Source organism: Oceanobacillus sp. CAU 1775 (assembly GCF_054482815.1).
Map to the genome: position 1 here is coordinate 107,237 of NZ_JBTLRO010000002.1, position 14,504 is coordinate 121,740.

General features: G+C 34.3%; 14 protein-coding genes. 10 read left to right on the plus strand and 4 right to left on the minus strand.

Going from position 1 to position 14,504, the window contains the following annotated elements; genetic code table 11:
- Positions 1-29: 29 nt before the first annotated feature.
- Both ACXYMZ_RS03745 and ACXYMZ_RS03750 read left to right on the plus strand, forming a co-directional pair.
- Positions 30-1,154, plus strand: coding sequence for a M20/M25/M40 family metallo-hydrolase (locus ACXYMZ_RS03745; RefSeq protein ID WP_458947017.1), 1,125 nt, complete (start codon positions 30-32; stop codon positions 1,152-1,154).
- Positions 1,155-1,285: 131 nt separating this feature from the next.
- Positions 1,286-2,542 carry a DNA polymerase IV gene (locus ACXYMZ_RS03750; protein ID WP_458947018.1) on the plus strand — a complete coding sequence of 419 codons (1,257 nt, stop codon included), beginning with the start codon at positions 1,286-1,288 and terminating at the stop codon, positions 2,540-2,542.
- An 81-nt stretch (positions 2,543-2,623) separates the two neighbouring features.
- On the opposite strand, the gene ACXYMZ_RS03755 is transcribed toward ACXYMZ_RS03750, so the two are convergent.
- From ACXYMZ_RS03755 to ACXYMZ_RS03770, 4 genes are read right to left on the minus strand one after another with little or no spacing between them, the layout of a single operon-like run.
- Positions 2,624-3,994: an aldehyde dehydrogenase gene (locus ACXYMZ_RS03755; RefSeq protein WP_458947019.1), complete on the minus strand. Its 1,371-nt coding sequence runs from the start codon at positions 3,992-3,994 to the stop codon at positions 2,624-2,626.
- 45 nt (positions 3,995-4,039) lie between these two features.
- Positions 4,040-4,954: a ribonuclease Z gene (rnz, locus tag ACXYMZ_RS03760; RefSeq protein ID WP_458947020.1), complete on the minus strand. Its 915-nt coding sequence runs from the start codon at positions 4,952-4,954 to the stop codon at positions 4,040-4,042.
- Between the two features lie 26 nt (positions 4,955-4,980).
- Complete coding sequence (locus ACXYMZ_RS03765) at positions 4,981-5,724, minus strand: glycerophosphodiester phosphodiesterase family protein (protein ID WP_458947021.1); 744 nt, start codon at positions 5,722-5,724, stop codon at positions 4,981-4,983.
- Positions 5,725-5,778: 54 nt separating this feature from the next.
- A complete protein-coding gene (locus ACXYMZ_RS03770; RefSeq protein WP_458947022.1) occupies positions 5,779-6,699 on the minus strand; it encodes an aldo/keto reductase in 921 nt (306 codons plus the stop codon).
- Between the two features lie 234 nt (positions 6,700-6,933).
- On the opposite strand from ACXYMZ_RS03770, the gene ACXYMZ_RS03775 reads away from it, so the two are divergent.
- From ACXYMZ_RS03775 to ACXYMZ_RS03810, 8 genes are all read left to right on the plus strand, one after another.
- A complete protein-coding gene (locus ACXYMZ_RS03775; RefSeq protein WP_458947023.1) occupies positions 6,934-7,479 on the plus strand; it encodes an NUDIX hydrolase in 546 nt (181 codons plus the stop codon).
- 3 nt (positions 7,480-7,482) lie between these two features.
- Positions 7,483-8,637, plus strand: coding sequence for an endonuclease Q family protein (locus tag ACXYMZ_RS03780; protein WP_458947024.1), 1,155 nt, complete (start codon positions 7,483-7,485; stop codon positions 8,635-8,637).
- A gap of 83 nt (positions 8,638-8,720) precedes the next feature.
- On the plus strand, positions 8,721-9,359 hold the full coding sequence (gene spoIIM, locus ACXYMZ_RS03785; protein WP_458947025.1) for a stage II sporulation protein M: 639 nt from the start codon (positions 8,721-8,723) through the stop codon (positions 9,357-9,359).
- 207 nt (positions 9,360-9,566) lie between these two features.
- Positions 9,567-10,022: a ferric iron uptake transcriptional regulator gene (gene fur / locus ACXYMZ_RS03790; protein ID WP_458947026.1), complete on the plus strand. Its 456-nt coding sequence runs from the start codon at positions 9,567-9,569 to the stop codon at positions 10,020-10,022.
- A gap of 117 nt (positions 10,023-10,139) precedes the next feature.
- Positions 10,140-11,030, plus strand: a complete 891-nt coding sequence (gene xerD, locus ACXYMZ_RS03795; RefSeq protein ID WP_458947027.1) for a site-specific tyrosine recombinase XerD — start codon at positions 10,140-10,142, stop codon at positions 11,028-11,030.
- A gap of 26 nt (positions 11,031-11,056) precedes the next feature.
- Entirely contained in the window at positions 11,057-12,241 is a 1,185-nt protein-coding gene (deoB, locus tag ACXYMZ_RS03800) for a phosphopentomutase (protein WP_458947028.1), read from the plus strand.
- A 3-nt stretch (positions 12,242-12,244) separates the two neighbouring features.
- The gene (locus tag ACXYMZ_RS03805; protein ID WP_458947029.1) at positions 12,245-13,063 is read left to right on the plus strand and encodes a purine-nucleoside phosphorylase; all 819 of its coding nucleotides are present in this window, start codon (positions 12,245-12,247) and stop codon (positions 13,061-13,063) included.
- Positions 13,064-13,079: 16 nt separating this feature from the next.
- On the plus strand, positions 13,080-14,384 hold the full coding sequence (locus ACXYMZ_RS03810) for a pyrimidine-nucleoside phosphorylase (RefSeq protein ID WP_458947030.1): 1,305 nt from the start codon (positions 13,080-13,082) through the stop codon (positions 14,382-14,384).
- Positions 14,385-14,504 lie beyond the last annotated feature (120 nt).

Genomic DNA, 14,504 nt, shown 5'->3' on the forward strand with positions numbered 1-14,504 from the left:
TCATATGATGTAATTTGGAGGCAACTAATATGGTAAAAGTTAATGAAGAAAGACTTGTACAAGAATTTATAGAATTGGTTCAAGTTGATTCTGAAACAAAGTTTGAAACAGAAATCGCAAAAGTTTTAACAGATAAATTAACAGCTCTTGGAGTGGAAGTTTATGAAGATAATAGTCATGAAGTTACAGGACACGGAGCAGGGAATTTAATATGTAATATCAAAGGAACGAAAGCGGATGTAGATCCTATTTACTTTACAGTACATATGGATACAGTGGTACCAGGAAAGAACATCAAACCTATAATAGAGGACGGGATTATTCGCTCTGATGGAACAACTATTTTAGGGGCAGATGATAAAGCTGGTGTCGCAGCATTACTAGAACTAGCTCGTCTTTTAAAAGAAAACAATATTGAACATGGAGATATTCAATTTGTTATAACAGCTGGAGAAGAGTCAGGACTAGTCGGTGCCAAAGAGTTGGATCCCAAGTTGATTCACGCTAAATATGGTTATGCACTAGATAGTAATGGTGATGTTGGAGATATTATTGTTGCCGCTCCTTTTCAAGCAAAATTATTTGCGACGATTAAAGGGAAAACTGCACATGCAGGAGTAGCACCTGAAAAAGGCATATCTGCAATTTCATTAGCAGCGAAAGCTATTTCTAAAATGCCATTAGGACGAATTGACGAAGAAACAACCGCAAATATTGGTCGTTTCGAAGGTGGTAAGCAAACAAATATCGTTGTAGACCATGTTGAAATTCTTGCTGAGGCTCGCTCGTTAGTAAAGCATAAATTAGATAAACAAGTGGAGACGATGAAGGAAGCGTTCGTTTCTACTGCGGAATCCTTAGGTGGAGCTGCAGAAGTGGAAATAAAATTAATGTATCCAGGATTTAAACAACAGGCTGGAGACCATGTCGTTGAAGTAGCAAGAAGAGCTGCCAAGTCAATTGGTAGAGAAAGTAAGCTCCTGAAAAGTGGTGGGGGAAGCGATGCAAATATCATCGCAGGTTTTGGAATCCCTACAGTCAATCTTGCTGTTGGTTATGAAGAGATACACACAACAAATGAATCAATTGCAGTTAAAGACTTGGTAAAAGTTACAGAGTTAATTACCGCAATAGTAGAAGAAGCAGCTAAATAAACATTACCCCTCATTATGCGATAAAAAGCGATGTGAGGGGTTTTTCATATGTAAATTATCTGTAAGACCTACACTGCTTGAAGAGTTGCTTTATGATACAATAATAGTAACAATGCAAAGGGTGTTATCGGATGACTACGACAAAAAAGCCAATAAAACGTCGAATTATTTTTCATATTGACATGAATAGTTTTTATGCATCTGTAGAAATGGCATTTAATCCTAAATTAAAAGGAAAGCCTGTCGCAATTGCAGGAAACCCAGAAGAGCGAAAAGGAATTATTGTTACAAGTAGCTACGAGGCTCGTGCAAAAGGTGTCCGGACAACAATGAATGTCTGGGAAGCAAAAAAGCTTTGTCCTGAATTAATCCTATTAAAACCCAATTTTGATCGGTATAGAGCGGCTTCAAGTGAAATTTTTAGAATGATGGCTGAGATAACACCACTCGTTCAACCTGTATCTATTGATGAAGGCTATCTTGACGTGACAGATGTAGAACATTTAGGAACACCAATTGAGATTGCAAAGAATTTACAAAAGCGAATCTTACAAGAACTAGACCTACCATGTAGCATAGGTATTGCTCCCAATAAATTCCTTGCAAAAATGGCTTCTGATATGAAAAAACCATTAGGAATTACTATATTAAGAAAACGTGAACTTCATTTAACTTTGTGGCCCCTAGAAGTTAGTGATATGTATGGAGTCGGTGTGAAAACTGCTGAAAAGCTGGACAGTATAAATATTAAAACGATTGGTGATTTAGCTAGTGCTGATGTTTATCAGCTCCGTCAACTACTAGGTATTAATGGGGAACGGTTAAAGAATAGAGCTAATGGTATTGACGATCGTGAAGTAGATCCAGATGCAATTTATGATTTTAAAAGCATTGGTAACTCACAAACATTGCGAAAAGATACGACAAATACAAATGAAATTTATCACTTTATAAAAAGTTTATCCGAAAAAGTGATTCAGAGAATGCATCGCAAAGAAGTTGTTGGGCAAAGTGTACAAATAACCATCCGTTACCACGATAGAAAAACGATAACAAGAAGTAAAAAGCTTGATAAGTATATCGATAGTGTAGATGATTTGTTTTTAATTGCAGTTGACCTATTTGATCAAAATTGGAACAACGAACCAATTCGTTTATTAGGAGTAACGGTGCAACATCTTGAAGACAAGAAGCATATTGGTGAGCAGTTAAATATATTTACCTTTGAAGATGTTGCCAAGAAAGAAGTTTTAAATCAAACAATTAGCCAGCTAACGAAAAGCTTAGGAGAAAATCCTTTTATGAAGTTAAAAGATATTGAAAAGAAGAGCGACGATCAACTAAGAACAAGTTTTCAAAAAGACTTTCTTGACGATTATAAAAAGTAAAATCTAATAAAAAGACCTTCAAACGCTTGAGTATGTAGCCAAACGTTTGAAGGTCTTATTTGTATTTAGTTACTTTAATCGTTATTTCATTATTCGTTTTATCACTGCAGTATTTAACTTACCGCCAGGGTAGCGAAATGGTAGATCGAATTTTGTCGTTTGTTTAAGAATACTTTTATGATGTGAAAAGGTATCAAAACCATATTTTCCATGATAATTACCCATTCCACTATTACCGATTCCACCAAAGGGAAGATAAGGTGTACCTAAATGGTAGATTGCATCGTTAATTGCTCCTCCTCCAAAAGAAAGGAATTCAATTACTTGCTGCTGAATCTTCGTATTTTCTCCAAAGTAGTAGAGAGCTAATGGTTTTTCACGTGTTTTGATTTCATATAAGGCTTCTTCCATATTTTTATAGGTCAAAATTGGAAGAATAGGACCAAATATTTCTTCTTGCATAACATTGTCTTCCCAAGTTATTTTATCTATAATCGTCGGTTCAATGGAAAGCGTCTCTTCGTCGAAATTTCCACCGTGTATTGTATTTCCATCAGCTAAAAACTTAGTTAATCTATCAAAATGTTTTTTAGAAATAATACGTGTGTAATCATCATTATATAAAGGATTTTTACCATAATATTCTTTAATATACTTAACCATATTCTTCATAAGTTTAAATTTAACTTTCTCATGGACATAAAGATAATCGGGTGCTACACATGTTTGTCCAGCATTTGTAAACTTAGCCCAAACAATTCTTTTAGCGGCTAGATTGAGATTGGCATCCTCGTCAATAATAGCGGGACTTTTACCACCAAGCTCCAATGTAACAGGAGTAAGGTGTTCACTTGCAGCTCTCATTATTATTTTACCAACTTCTGTGCTTCCAGTGAAAAAGATATAATCGAATCTTTCTTTTAATAGTTGCTGTGTTATTTCTAAATCTCCTTCTAAACAATAGAAAAGAGAGTTATCAAAAGTACTTTGAATCATATCTGTAAGCAAGCGGGCTGTTGCAGGTGCATGTTCTGATGGCTTAAGAAATACACAATTCCCCGCAGCTAAAGCAGCAATTGCAGGTGCAAGAGCTAATTGCAATGGATAATTCCATGGTGAAATTACTAATGCCACTCCATATGGTTCTTTCATTATGTAGCTTTTAGAACCTTTGTGAGTCAGGGGAGTTGGTACCTTTTCTGGTTCCATCCACGCACGGAGGTTTTTTAAAGCGAACTCTATTTCTCCATATAAAATACCAATTTCGGTTACATATGCTTCATGCTTTGATTTATTAAGGTCTTGCTTTAATGCATAGTAAATCTCTGATTCATTTGCTTTAATCATTTGCTTTAACTTTTGTAAATTTTCTTTCCTGTATTCATACTCCATTGTGTTCCCATGGAGGAAGAAAGTTTGCTGATCCTTTACTAGTTCGTGTATGTTATTCATTGCTTTCTCTCCTTCAACCTACTTTATATCTATCTATTTATTATGTTAAATTTCAATAGTATAAAAATCATTTGCAAGACTCGTATGAGGGAAGATCTCCATCGCTTCTTTTAAGAGTGCTTTAGAATCAACACTTTGGAATCTAGAAGATATATGAGTCATAACTAAACGTTTTACTTTAGCGTCTCTAGCAATTGATGCCGCTTCTTTTGTTGTGCTATGATAATACTTTTTTGCTAGATCACTTTGTGACGCGTTGAATGTTGCTTCATGTACTAATACATCAGCGTTTAATGCAAAATCTATATGTTCAATTTTATAACGAGTATCCCCAAAAACGGTAATTATCTTTCCGACTTTATCTGGTCCGATAAAGTCTTTACGATATAACCTGCCATGCTCATCTGTTTCTATAAATGCATTATTTTTCAGTTGACCATAAATTGGTCCAGGCTCTATTCCGAGTGCTTTTAATTTATGAACTAAAAGCTCACCTGGTGTATTTTTCTCTTCAATACGGTAGCCAAAACTAGGGATACCGTGATCCAATAACTTAACATAAATAGTAAAGTTATCTTCAATAATCTTAAATCCATCTTCAATCTCTACAATTTCTATCGAATAATTTAAATGTGTTTTACTAATAGAAAGTGTTGTTTCAATAAACTTTTTAATTCCTTTTGGACCATAAACAGTTAAAAGATCATTGCCACCTTGGAAAGACCGACTACTTAAGAAACCTGGAAGCCCGTAAATATGATCACCATGGAGATGGGTAATGAAAATCTTATTTATTTTTCTTGGTTTAATGGATGTATATAAGATTTGATGCTGTGTTGCTTCTCCACAATCGAATAACCATACTTGATTCTCTTCTTGAAGAAGACTTAGTGCGAATGATGCTACATTTCTTTCCTTAGATGGAACACCAGCACCCGTACCTAGAAAGGTTAAATGCATTTTTTTCCCTCCGAAAATTATCTAGTTTAAACATTGTAAGTGTCTCGAAATATGATTGCTTTATCAGGAACATCAGTTATAATGCTATCACACTCATATTGGAGACATCTTAAGATAGAGCGCCGTCTATTTACTGTGTATACCCTTAGAGGTAGATTCAATTCCTCACAATCTTTGACTAGTTGTCTATTTAGCAAACGATAATTTATATGTAAGGAGCTAGCTCCTTTTTCTACCGCATATTGTGCAAGGTTATTCATTCTTTTTGACCTTAAAAGAGCAATATCTATATGCTTGTCTAAGGCTCTTACACGCTCAATACTTTTAGGATTAAAGCTAGAAACAATTATACGTTTATTTAACTTGTATTTATCTACGAGTTGTAGCGTTTTATGTTCAATATCTTCATAATCTATTTTGTTATTCTTTAGCTCTAAGTTTAAAATTAAATTAGTCGAACTCGCCCACTTTAGAAACGCATCCAAGGTCATAATTTCACTACCATAAAATTCATTTGAAAAATACCTACCAGCATCTAGTTTCTGGATATCAACTAGTTTGTAATTCTTTACTAAACTTTTGACTCCTGTTGTACGTTTTAAAGATTCATCATGAATAAGAATGGGGATGCCATCTTTTGTTAGCTGAATATCGGTTTCTATTCCGTCTGCATGCATTTTTTCTGCAAGACTAAAAGAGGCAAACGTATTTTCAGGTGCATATTTGCTTGCTCCGCGATGAGCGAAAATCAGATTACTAATATGTACCATTCCTTTCTATACATTCTGTTGGATGACTTTAAAAAAGTCAACAAGTATCAAGGCTTAACGGTGAGCTGTATATTTATTCGACTTTGTTATGTTCTGCAGCTGATGATAAAGATCTTCAGGTAATTTCTTTTGATTGAATATGGTCGTATTCTCATTTACTTGTTGTACGGAACTAGCTCCAAATACAGTCGAAGTTACAGCTGGGTGATTAAGTACATACTTTAAGGCCAATTCATTGATAGTATATGAATCATCTGCCATTGTTGTTATTTGATTATAACTATCCAGTAATTCATCTTGGGTATAATCAAGGTATCCATCACGAGCTTTTTTATTTATTTGTTTTTCTCCTCGATTACTCAACATGCCTTTAGCAAAAGGACCGCGAGCAAGTACACTTATCTGATTCTCTTTTAATAAATCAAGTACTGCTTCTTCTGGTCTACGGTCAAATAAGCTATATTGCAGCATAACAGCATCAATTGAAGATTTTTCTACATATTCACGAATAACATTTGGACGGATAGAAGAGATGCCATAGGTTCTAATAAGACCTTCTGTTTTCAATTGTTCAAAAGCCTCTATTGTTTCGTCGATTGGATCTTCTATTGTACCTCCGTGAAGCATGTATAAATCAATATAATCGGTTTTTAGTCGTTTTAGACTATCCTTAACTGTATTTACAATATATTTTTTGGATGGATCCCAAAACCAATTTTCTTCTTGCTTGTTAAAGTGGTTACCTACTTTAGTTGTTAGAATAATATCTTGACGGTATTCTTTAATAATTTCTCCAATTAATTCTTCGTTAAGGCCAAAATCATAAAGATCTGCAGTATCTAAATGATTTATTCCTTTATCCAAAGCCGTTTCAATAATTTCTTTTGCAGTCTGTTTGTCTTTGCCTAACGACATACAGCCTAAAGTTAATTCAGTTATATAAATATCAGATGATCCTAATTGATTTTTCTCCATATGAACACCTCATTATATTTTGTCTCTATTATAACTTACCTTCAGATTTACTGTGTATTTAATGGTATACAGTATTGTTGTAATAGATTATTTTTCGCCCTATATTCGTATATACCCTAAATTTCTAATAATTTTCATATTGATATATAACCTCTTGGCAAATTAGCTTGGATAGTACTCATGCATATGAAATAATGGTAAACTAGATGCATTAAACACTAAAGGGAGATAATTATGAAGAACTTCGAAGAACGCACGACACATACAGAACAGATATTTGATGGAAAAATTATAAGTTTGCAAGTGGATGAAGTAGAATTGCCTAACGGTGAAAAATCTCAAAGAGAAATTGTTAAGCATCCTGGCGCGGTAGCAGTTATCCCGATTACAGAGGATAATAAAATAGTATTTGTGAAACAATATCGTAAACCATTAGAAAAAACATTAATAGAAATACCTGCTGGTAAATTAGATAATAATGAACAACCTTTGGCAGCGGCTATACGTGAACTCGAAGAAGAGACTGGTTATACAACGAAAGAACTTTCTTTTGTTACATCATTCTATACATCACCGGGATTCGCCAATGAATTAATGTATATATACATTACAAATACACTTGAAAAGCTGGAGGAACCAATTCCAGGCGATGATGATGAATTTATTGAGATACTTGAATTAACATTAGACGAAGCAAAAGAACTTGTTGAACAAGAAAAAATTCATGATGCAAAAACAAACTATGCGATACTTTACTTGCATGCATTAGGAGGATTCTAATTTTTGAATAACTATTTTGCTGATATGCATATTCATATTGGAAGGGATTATCTAAATAAGCCAGTAAAAATTACTGGGGCCAAAACGCTTACCCTTACAAATATATTAATAGAAGCAAGTAGAAATAAAGGGTTAGATTTAATTGGAGTAATTGATTGCCATGCACCAAATGTTCAAGCAGAGATTAACGATTTAATTGCAAAAGGTATTTGTTATGAACTTGAAGATGGCGGGATTAAATTTGAAAAACTTACTTTAATTCTTGGTACAGAAATAGAAGTCTATGAAGAAAGTTGTCAGGGGCCAATTCATGTACTATGTTATTTTCCATATTTAGAGAAAATGGAATTATTTACGGAATGGCTAAAAGGAAGAATGAAAAATATCAACCTTAGCTCGCAACGGTATTATGGTACAGCTAAAGATTTACAGTATAAAGTAAAGGAATTATCTGGCCTGTTTATCCCAGCACATATCTTTACTCCATTTAAAAGTTTATATGGTAAGGGAGTTGTAACTTCTCTCACAGAAGTACTTGATGCAGATTTAATAGATGCAGTTGAATTAGGGTTAAGTTCGGACACTTCCATGGCAAATGGAATAGAAGAATTATCCCGTTACACCTATCTGACAAATTCAGATGCACATTCTTTAGCAAAAATTGCAAGAGAGTATCAAAAAGTACAGATGACTTGCCCATCTTTTAAAGAGTTCGAATGGGCTCTTCACGGGATAAATAATCGTAAAATCGTTAATAACTTCGGTATGAATCCAAAGTTAGGGAAGTATTATCATACAGTTTGTAAGAATTGCCTATTTCCTAATCCAGAAAAACAAATTTGTATAAATTGTGGGTCAAATAAAATAATTAATGGAGTGAAGGAGCGAATAGAAGCTCTTTCCAGTGCGAATGTGGAACAAATACGACCTGCATATACCCACCAAGTACCATTAGAATACTTGCCAAAACTTGGGCCCAAAACTTTTGAGAAATTAATTGATAACTTCGGAACAGAAATGAACATACTCCACAATATTGAGAAAGCAGAATTAGAAAAGGTCATTCCCGAAAAACTTGCACAAGCTATCATAGATAATCGAAAAGGTAGATTAGAGATTATCCCTGGTGGTGGAGGCAGATATGGCTCTCTTAAATAAATATTAAGTCTAGTATTTGTTCTATAAATTCCCCCTATCTCATAGCATAAGATAGGATTCGATGTTTGAATGGGGGAGAAATAATGCAAAACTATAGGAACTTTTTATCACAACATATAAGAGAGCATTCTATTATCTTTGTATTTATTATCATTTTATTTATTACTGGAGTAATATTTGGATCAGTAATCGTAAATGGAATGAATTTTACACAAAAACAAGATTTATTTTTTTACTTAGAGCGTTTCTTTACGTTCACGATAAATGAGCAAGGTATAGACCAAGGGTTATTATGGCAAGAAAGTTTTTTCTATCATCTTAGATTTCTAGGAATATTGGGAGTTCTTGGCTTATCTATTATTGGATTACCGATTGTCTGGATTCTTATTTTTATAAAAGGGCTAGTAATTGGCTTTTCCGTTGGCTTTATTGTAAGTCAATTAGGTGGAGAGGGATTCTTATTTGTCGCGCTATCTATTATTCCTCATAATTTAATCATTGTTCCTGTTTATCTAATCGCAGGTTCACTGACAATGATTTTTTCATTGCTTCTATTTAAAAAAATCTTCTCTAACGGCAGCGTAAACTATTTAAGAAAACCTTTTTTCAATTATATAATTGTTTTCTCAATGTTATTTATTGTTTCATCCATTGCAGCTTTGATTGAATCCTATGTTTCAATGGGAGCCATGGAAATATTAATCAAATCATTTTACTTATAATTAACCTTACTTTATAATGATTATAAATATAGTTCGTTCTATGAAGTTAAACTTCTGTTTTTTAGGGTTTTTCTTTATCCCCGACTTCTAGTTTTTTAAAGGCAAGAAGTGAGTGGGTATTACTGGTAGTTAGTCTACGATAAAATTTTGACACTAGCATGTTTGATGCCTATAATTAAGTTGGGATATGAGGGAGGCGAATTGCCAATGGAACACAGGATTGAACAAATAAAAAAACAACTTCACGCACAAAGTTATAAGTTAACTCCACAAAGAGAAGCAACAGTTAGAGTCTTACTAGAAAGAGAGCAAGACCATTTGAGTGCGGAGGATATTTATTTATTGGTGAAGGAAAAATCTCCTGAAATCGGGTTAGCAACTGTATATCGAACACTAGAATTATTATCAGAGTTAAAAATTGTTGATAAAATTAATTTTGGAGATGGCGTTTCGCGTTACGACCTTCGTAAAGAGGGTGCTGAGCATTTTCACCATCATCTCGTTTGTATAGAATGTGGATCTGTTGAAGAAGTTGTAAATGATCTCTTAGAAGATGTAGAAAAAATTATAGAAGCAGATTGGGGCTTTCAGGTGAAGGATCACCGGTTAACCTTTCATGGAATTTGTAAACAATGCCAAGTGGTACCAGCTAAAGCTAATTAATACATAAGAACCTTTTTCAATTGAAAAGAGGTTCTTTTTTTGACTCGAGAATTTACAAATATACATAAAGAAGGTACATTAATACTGTACCCAAAAATATGCTGTGGGGGATAATTGATGCTATTAAATGAGTTTGAGGATTATCTTCATTTCCTAAAAATTGAAAGAGGACTTTCAGAGAACACACTTCAGTCTTATAAGAGAGATTTAGTTCATTATATTGAATATATGGCGAAGACAAAACAAATCACAAACTGGAATGCAGTAAAAAGACAAGATATTCTAAACTTCTTGTACACTTTAAAAGATAATGGGAAATCTACTGCTACTATATCTAGACATATCTCATCCATTCGGTCTTTTCATCAATTTTTAATTCGGGACCAAATTGTCACTCAAGATGCGAGTATGCATATTGAAAAACCAAAAAAGGATAGAACATTACCTGATATTCTTTCCATGCAAGAAGTCGATAAATTATTGAATATCCAAACAATTACACCGCTAGATTATCGTACAAAAGCGATGTTGGAACTTTTATATGCTACTGGTTTACGAGTCACAGAAATGACAACACTTAAAACTGCCGATTTACATTTAATGATGGGGTTTGTTCAATGCTTTGGTAAAGGTTCAAAAGAAAGAATTGTACCTTTAGGTGAAACAGCAAAAACTGCTTTAGAAGATTATTTGAATTATGGGAGACCACAGCTTGTTAAGCAACAACAAACAGATACCCTTTTTGTTAATCAACATGGCAGAACTTTAACCAGACAAGGCTTTTGGAAAATCTTAAAAAAAGCTACTTTAGAAGCAGGAATAACTAAGAACATCACTCCACATACATTACGTCATTCTTTTGCTACACATTTATTAGAGAATGGTGCAGACTTAAGAATTGTACAAGAAATGCTCGGACATGAAGATATCTCGACGACACAGATTTATACACATGTTACAAAATCTAGACTAAAAGATATGTATAATACATATCATCCAAGAGCTTAATAAGCCTTATAAAAGGAGGAAAAAACATGAGATCTTTTAAGCGTGTTTTTTTAATTGTAATGGACTCAGTAGGTATCGGAGAAGCACCTGATGCGGCAGCATACGGGGATGTTGGCTCGAATACACTAGGCAATATTGCAAATCATGTAGATGGACTTAATATGCCAGTTATAGGAGAACTTGGTCTATCGAATATAAAAGAGATTAACGGTATTCAGAAGGCAGAAGTACCTAAAGCACATTTTACAAAAATGATGGAAGCTTCTACTGGAAAAGACACAATGACTGGCCATTGGGAAATTATGGGCCTACATATTTCACAACCATTCCAAACCTTCCCAAATGGATTTCCGAAAGAGTTAATAGATGAACTTGAGAAGAGAACTGGCAGAAAAGTTGTAGGTAATAAACCAGCTTCAGGCACTGAAATAATGAATGAATTAGGTCCTGAGCATTTAGCTAGTGGTGACTTAATTGTTTATACGTCTGCTGACTCTGTTTTACAAATTGCAGCACATGAGAAGGTTATTCCAATTGAAGAACTATACCAGATCTGTGAAATTGCAAGAGAGTTAACACGAAAAGAAGAGTTTATGGTGGGCAGAGTGATTGCCAGACCATTCATCGGTATGCCAGGTCAATTTGTTAGAACAGCTAATCGTCATGATTACGCATTGAAGCCCTTTGGTAGAACAGTAATGAATGAATTAAAAGATAGTGCATTTGATGTAATAGCACTAGGAAAAATCTCAGACATTTATGATGGAGAAGGGATTACAGAATCTATTCGAACAGTCGATAATGAAGACGGGATGACAAAACTTGTAGACTCAATGGACAAAGACTTTACTGGTTTAAGCTTTTTAAATTTAGTTGACTTTGATGCAGTTTATGGCCATCGCAGAGATCCTGTAGGTTATGGAAAAGCTTTGGAAGCTTTTGATAAAAGACTTCCAGAAGTTCTATCAAAACTAAAGCCTGACGATTTATTACTAATTACTGCAGATCACGGAAACGATCCAACATTTCCGGGAACTGACCATACAAGAGAATATGTTCCATTACTTGCATATCATTCGAATATTGCAGAAGGTAAAGAGTTACCGATACGTCAAACATTTGCAGACATTGGGGCAACAATTGCAGATAACTTTTCTGTTCCAATGCCTACGCATGGGACGAGTTTTTTAAAGGATATTGAGGAGAGATAATAAATGGACTTAAATGCGATTAAAAACGCGAGTAGTTTTATTAAAGAAAAACTAAATCATTCACCAACTATTGGATTAATCTTGGGATCAGGTCTTGGAGTTTTAGCTGATGAAATTAAAAATCCAGTTGCTATTCCATACGAAGAAATACCTGGATTTCCAGTATCAACTGTATCAGGCCATGAAGGCAAATTAGTTATTGGTGAATTAGAAGGCAAGCATGTAATTGCGATGCAAGGAAGATTTCATTATTATGAAGGCTATTCCATCGATAAAGTTACCTTCCCAGTTCGTGTTATGAAAGAATTAGGAATTGAATCAATAGTTGTTACCAACGCAGCAGGTGGAGTGAATACAAACTATAAACCAGGTGATTTAATGTTAATTACCGACCATATTAATAATACGGGCACTAATCCACTTATCGGCAGTAATAATGATTCACTTGGTGTACGTTTTCCAGATATGTCACAAAGTTACGATAAGGAATATATTGCACTTGCTGAAGAAAGTGCAAAAAAACTAAATATAAATATCCAAAAAGGTGTCTATGTAGGAAATAGTGGACCAACTTATGAAACACCGGCTGAAGTAAAAATGATTAGAAGCTGGGGTGGCGATGCTGTTGGTATGTCTACTGTACCGGAAGTTATCGTTGCGAGACATGCAGAGATACGTGTATTAGGAATTTCTTGTATTTCTAATATGGCTGCTGGTATTCTCGATCAACCATTAAACCATGAAGAAGTAATAGAAACAACAACGAGTGTAAGAGAAAACTTCTTACGCCTAGTTAAAGAAATTATATCAATAATGCCATAAGAAATGAGTTGTTACGATGAATATGAATTATCTTATTGAGAAAAAAAGAAATGGTGAAAATTTATCAAAAGAAGAAATTAATTTTCTAATTGATGGATACACAAAAGATCAAATACCTGATTATCAGATGAGTGCGCTATTAATGGCGATTTATTTTCAAGATATGAGTGAGGAAGAGCGTGCTGATTTAACAATGGCAATGGTAAACTCAGGTGATACAATAAACCTTTCCAGTATTGAAGGAATTAAAGTTGATAAACATTCTACTGGAGGAGTTGGCGACACTACTACTCTTATTCTTGCGCCATTGGTTGCATCGGTTGGTGTTCCTATCGCAAAAATGAGTGGAAGAGGTCTTGGACATACAGGTGGTACGCTTGATAAATTAGAAAGTGTTCCAGGTTTCCATGTGGAATTATCTATTGATGAATTTACTCACTTAGTGAATAAAAATAAAGTTGCTGTTATTGGGCAAAGTGGTAACATTACACCAGCAGACAAGAAAATATATAGCTTACGTGATGTGACAGCAACTGTAAATTCAATTCCGCTAATTGCTAGTTCTATCATGAGTAAAAAAATTGCAGCTGGAGCAGATGCAATTGTTCTAGATGTTAAAACTGGTTCTGGTGCTTTTATGAAAGAAATTGATCAAGCAAAAGAATTAGCACATGCGATGGTCGGTATAGGTCAACAGTTAAATAGAAATACAATGGCCGTTATTTCTGATATGAGTCAACCATTAGGTTTTGCTATCGGAAATGCTTTAGAAGTCAAAGAAGCAATTGAAACACTTAAAGGAAATGGCCCAGCTGACTTAACTGAATTATGTTTGACACTCGGAAGTCAAATGGTTGTCGTAGGTGGATTGGCTAATTCTTTAGAAGAAGCAAGAGAGCAACTTGAAGAAAAGCTCCATAATGGGGAAGCATTAGAATTGTTCAGACTGTTTCTGGAGTCTCAAGGTGGAGATGGCAGTGTTGTAAGCAATACGGACTTACTACCCCAAGCAAGGTTTAAAATAGAACTACCTGCTGAAACAGATGGGTATGTTTCCAATATAGTTGCAAATGAAGTTGGTAAAGCAGCTATGCTATTGGGTGCAGGCAGAACGACAAAAGATTCCGAAATAGATTTAGCAGTAGGACTTGTCCTTCATAAGAAAGTGGGCGACAAAGTGGATAAGGGAGAGTCTCTCTTAACCATTCATGCCAATTCTGAAGAAGTTAGTGAAGTTAAAAACCTGCTATACAAAAACATTCAAATATCTAAAGACCAACCAAACAAACCACAGTTAATTTACGGAACTGTGGAGATATAATTTATTTTATAGAAACATACTTAATCATACATTTTGATTAAGTATGTTTTTTTGTCTTTTATACGGTGATTATTGGCGATTGCCTGTATAAAATCACTAATTATTGGGCATGCTAACTGT

What these genes read in the sequence shown, in the direction of transcription:
- ACXYMZ_RS03770 (WP_458947022.1), bottom strand. Translation starts at nt 6,699, where the DNA reads ATGGAGAAAAATCAATTAGGATCATCTGATATTTATATAACTGAATTA.
- xerD (WP_458947027.1), top strand. Translation starts at nt 10,140, where the DNA reads ATGCTATTAAATGAGTTTGAGGATTATCTTCATTTCCTAAAAATTGAA.
- ACXYMZ_RS03765 (WP_458947021.1), bottom strand. Translation starts at nt 5,724, where the DNA reads ATGGTACATATTAGTAATCTGATTTTCGCTCATCGCGGAGCAAGCAAA.
- spoIIM (WP_458947025.1), top strand. Translation starts at nt 8,721, where the DNA reads ATGCAAAACTATAGGAACTTTTTATCACAACATATAAGAGAGCATTCT.
- ACXYMZ_RS03810 (WP_458947030.1), top strand. Translation starts at nt 13,080, where the DNA reads ATGAATATGAATTATCTTATTGAGAAAAAAAGAAATGGTGAAAATTTA.
- rnz (WP_458947020.1), bottom strand. Translation starts at nt 4,954, where the DNA reads ATGCATTTAACCTTTCTAGGTACGGGTGCTGGTGTTCCATCTAAGGAA.
- ACXYMZ_RS03745 (WP_458947017.1), top strand. Translation starts at nt 30, where the DNA reads ATGGTAAAAGTTAATGAAGAAAGACTTGTACAAGAATTTATAGAATTG.
- ACXYMZ_RS03755 (WP_458947019.1), bottom strand. Translation starts at nt 3,994, where the DNA reads ATGAATAACATACACGAACTAGTAAAGGATCAGCAAACTTTCTTCCTC.
- ACXYMZ_RS03805 (WP_458947029.1), top strand. Translation starts at nt 12,245, where the DNA reads ATGGACTTAAATGCGATTAAAAACGCGAGTAGTTTTATTAAAGAAAAA.
- fur (WP_458947026.1), top strand. Translation starts at nt 9,567, where the DNA reads ATGGAACACAGGATTGAACAAATAAAAAAACAACTTCACGCACAAAGT.
- deoB (WP_458947028.1), top strand. Translation starts at nt 11,057, where the DNA reads ATGAGATCTTTTAAGCGTGTTTTTTTAATTGTAATGGACTCAGTAGGT.
- ACXYMZ_RS03775 (WP_458947023.1), top strand. Translation starts at nt 6,934, where the DNA reads ATGAAGAACTTCGAAGAACGCACGACACATACAGAACAGATATTTGAT.
- ACXYMZ_RS03750 (WP_458947018.1), top strand. Translation starts at nt 1,286, where the DNA reads ATGACTACGACAAAAAAGCCAATAAAACGTCGAATTATTTTTCATATT.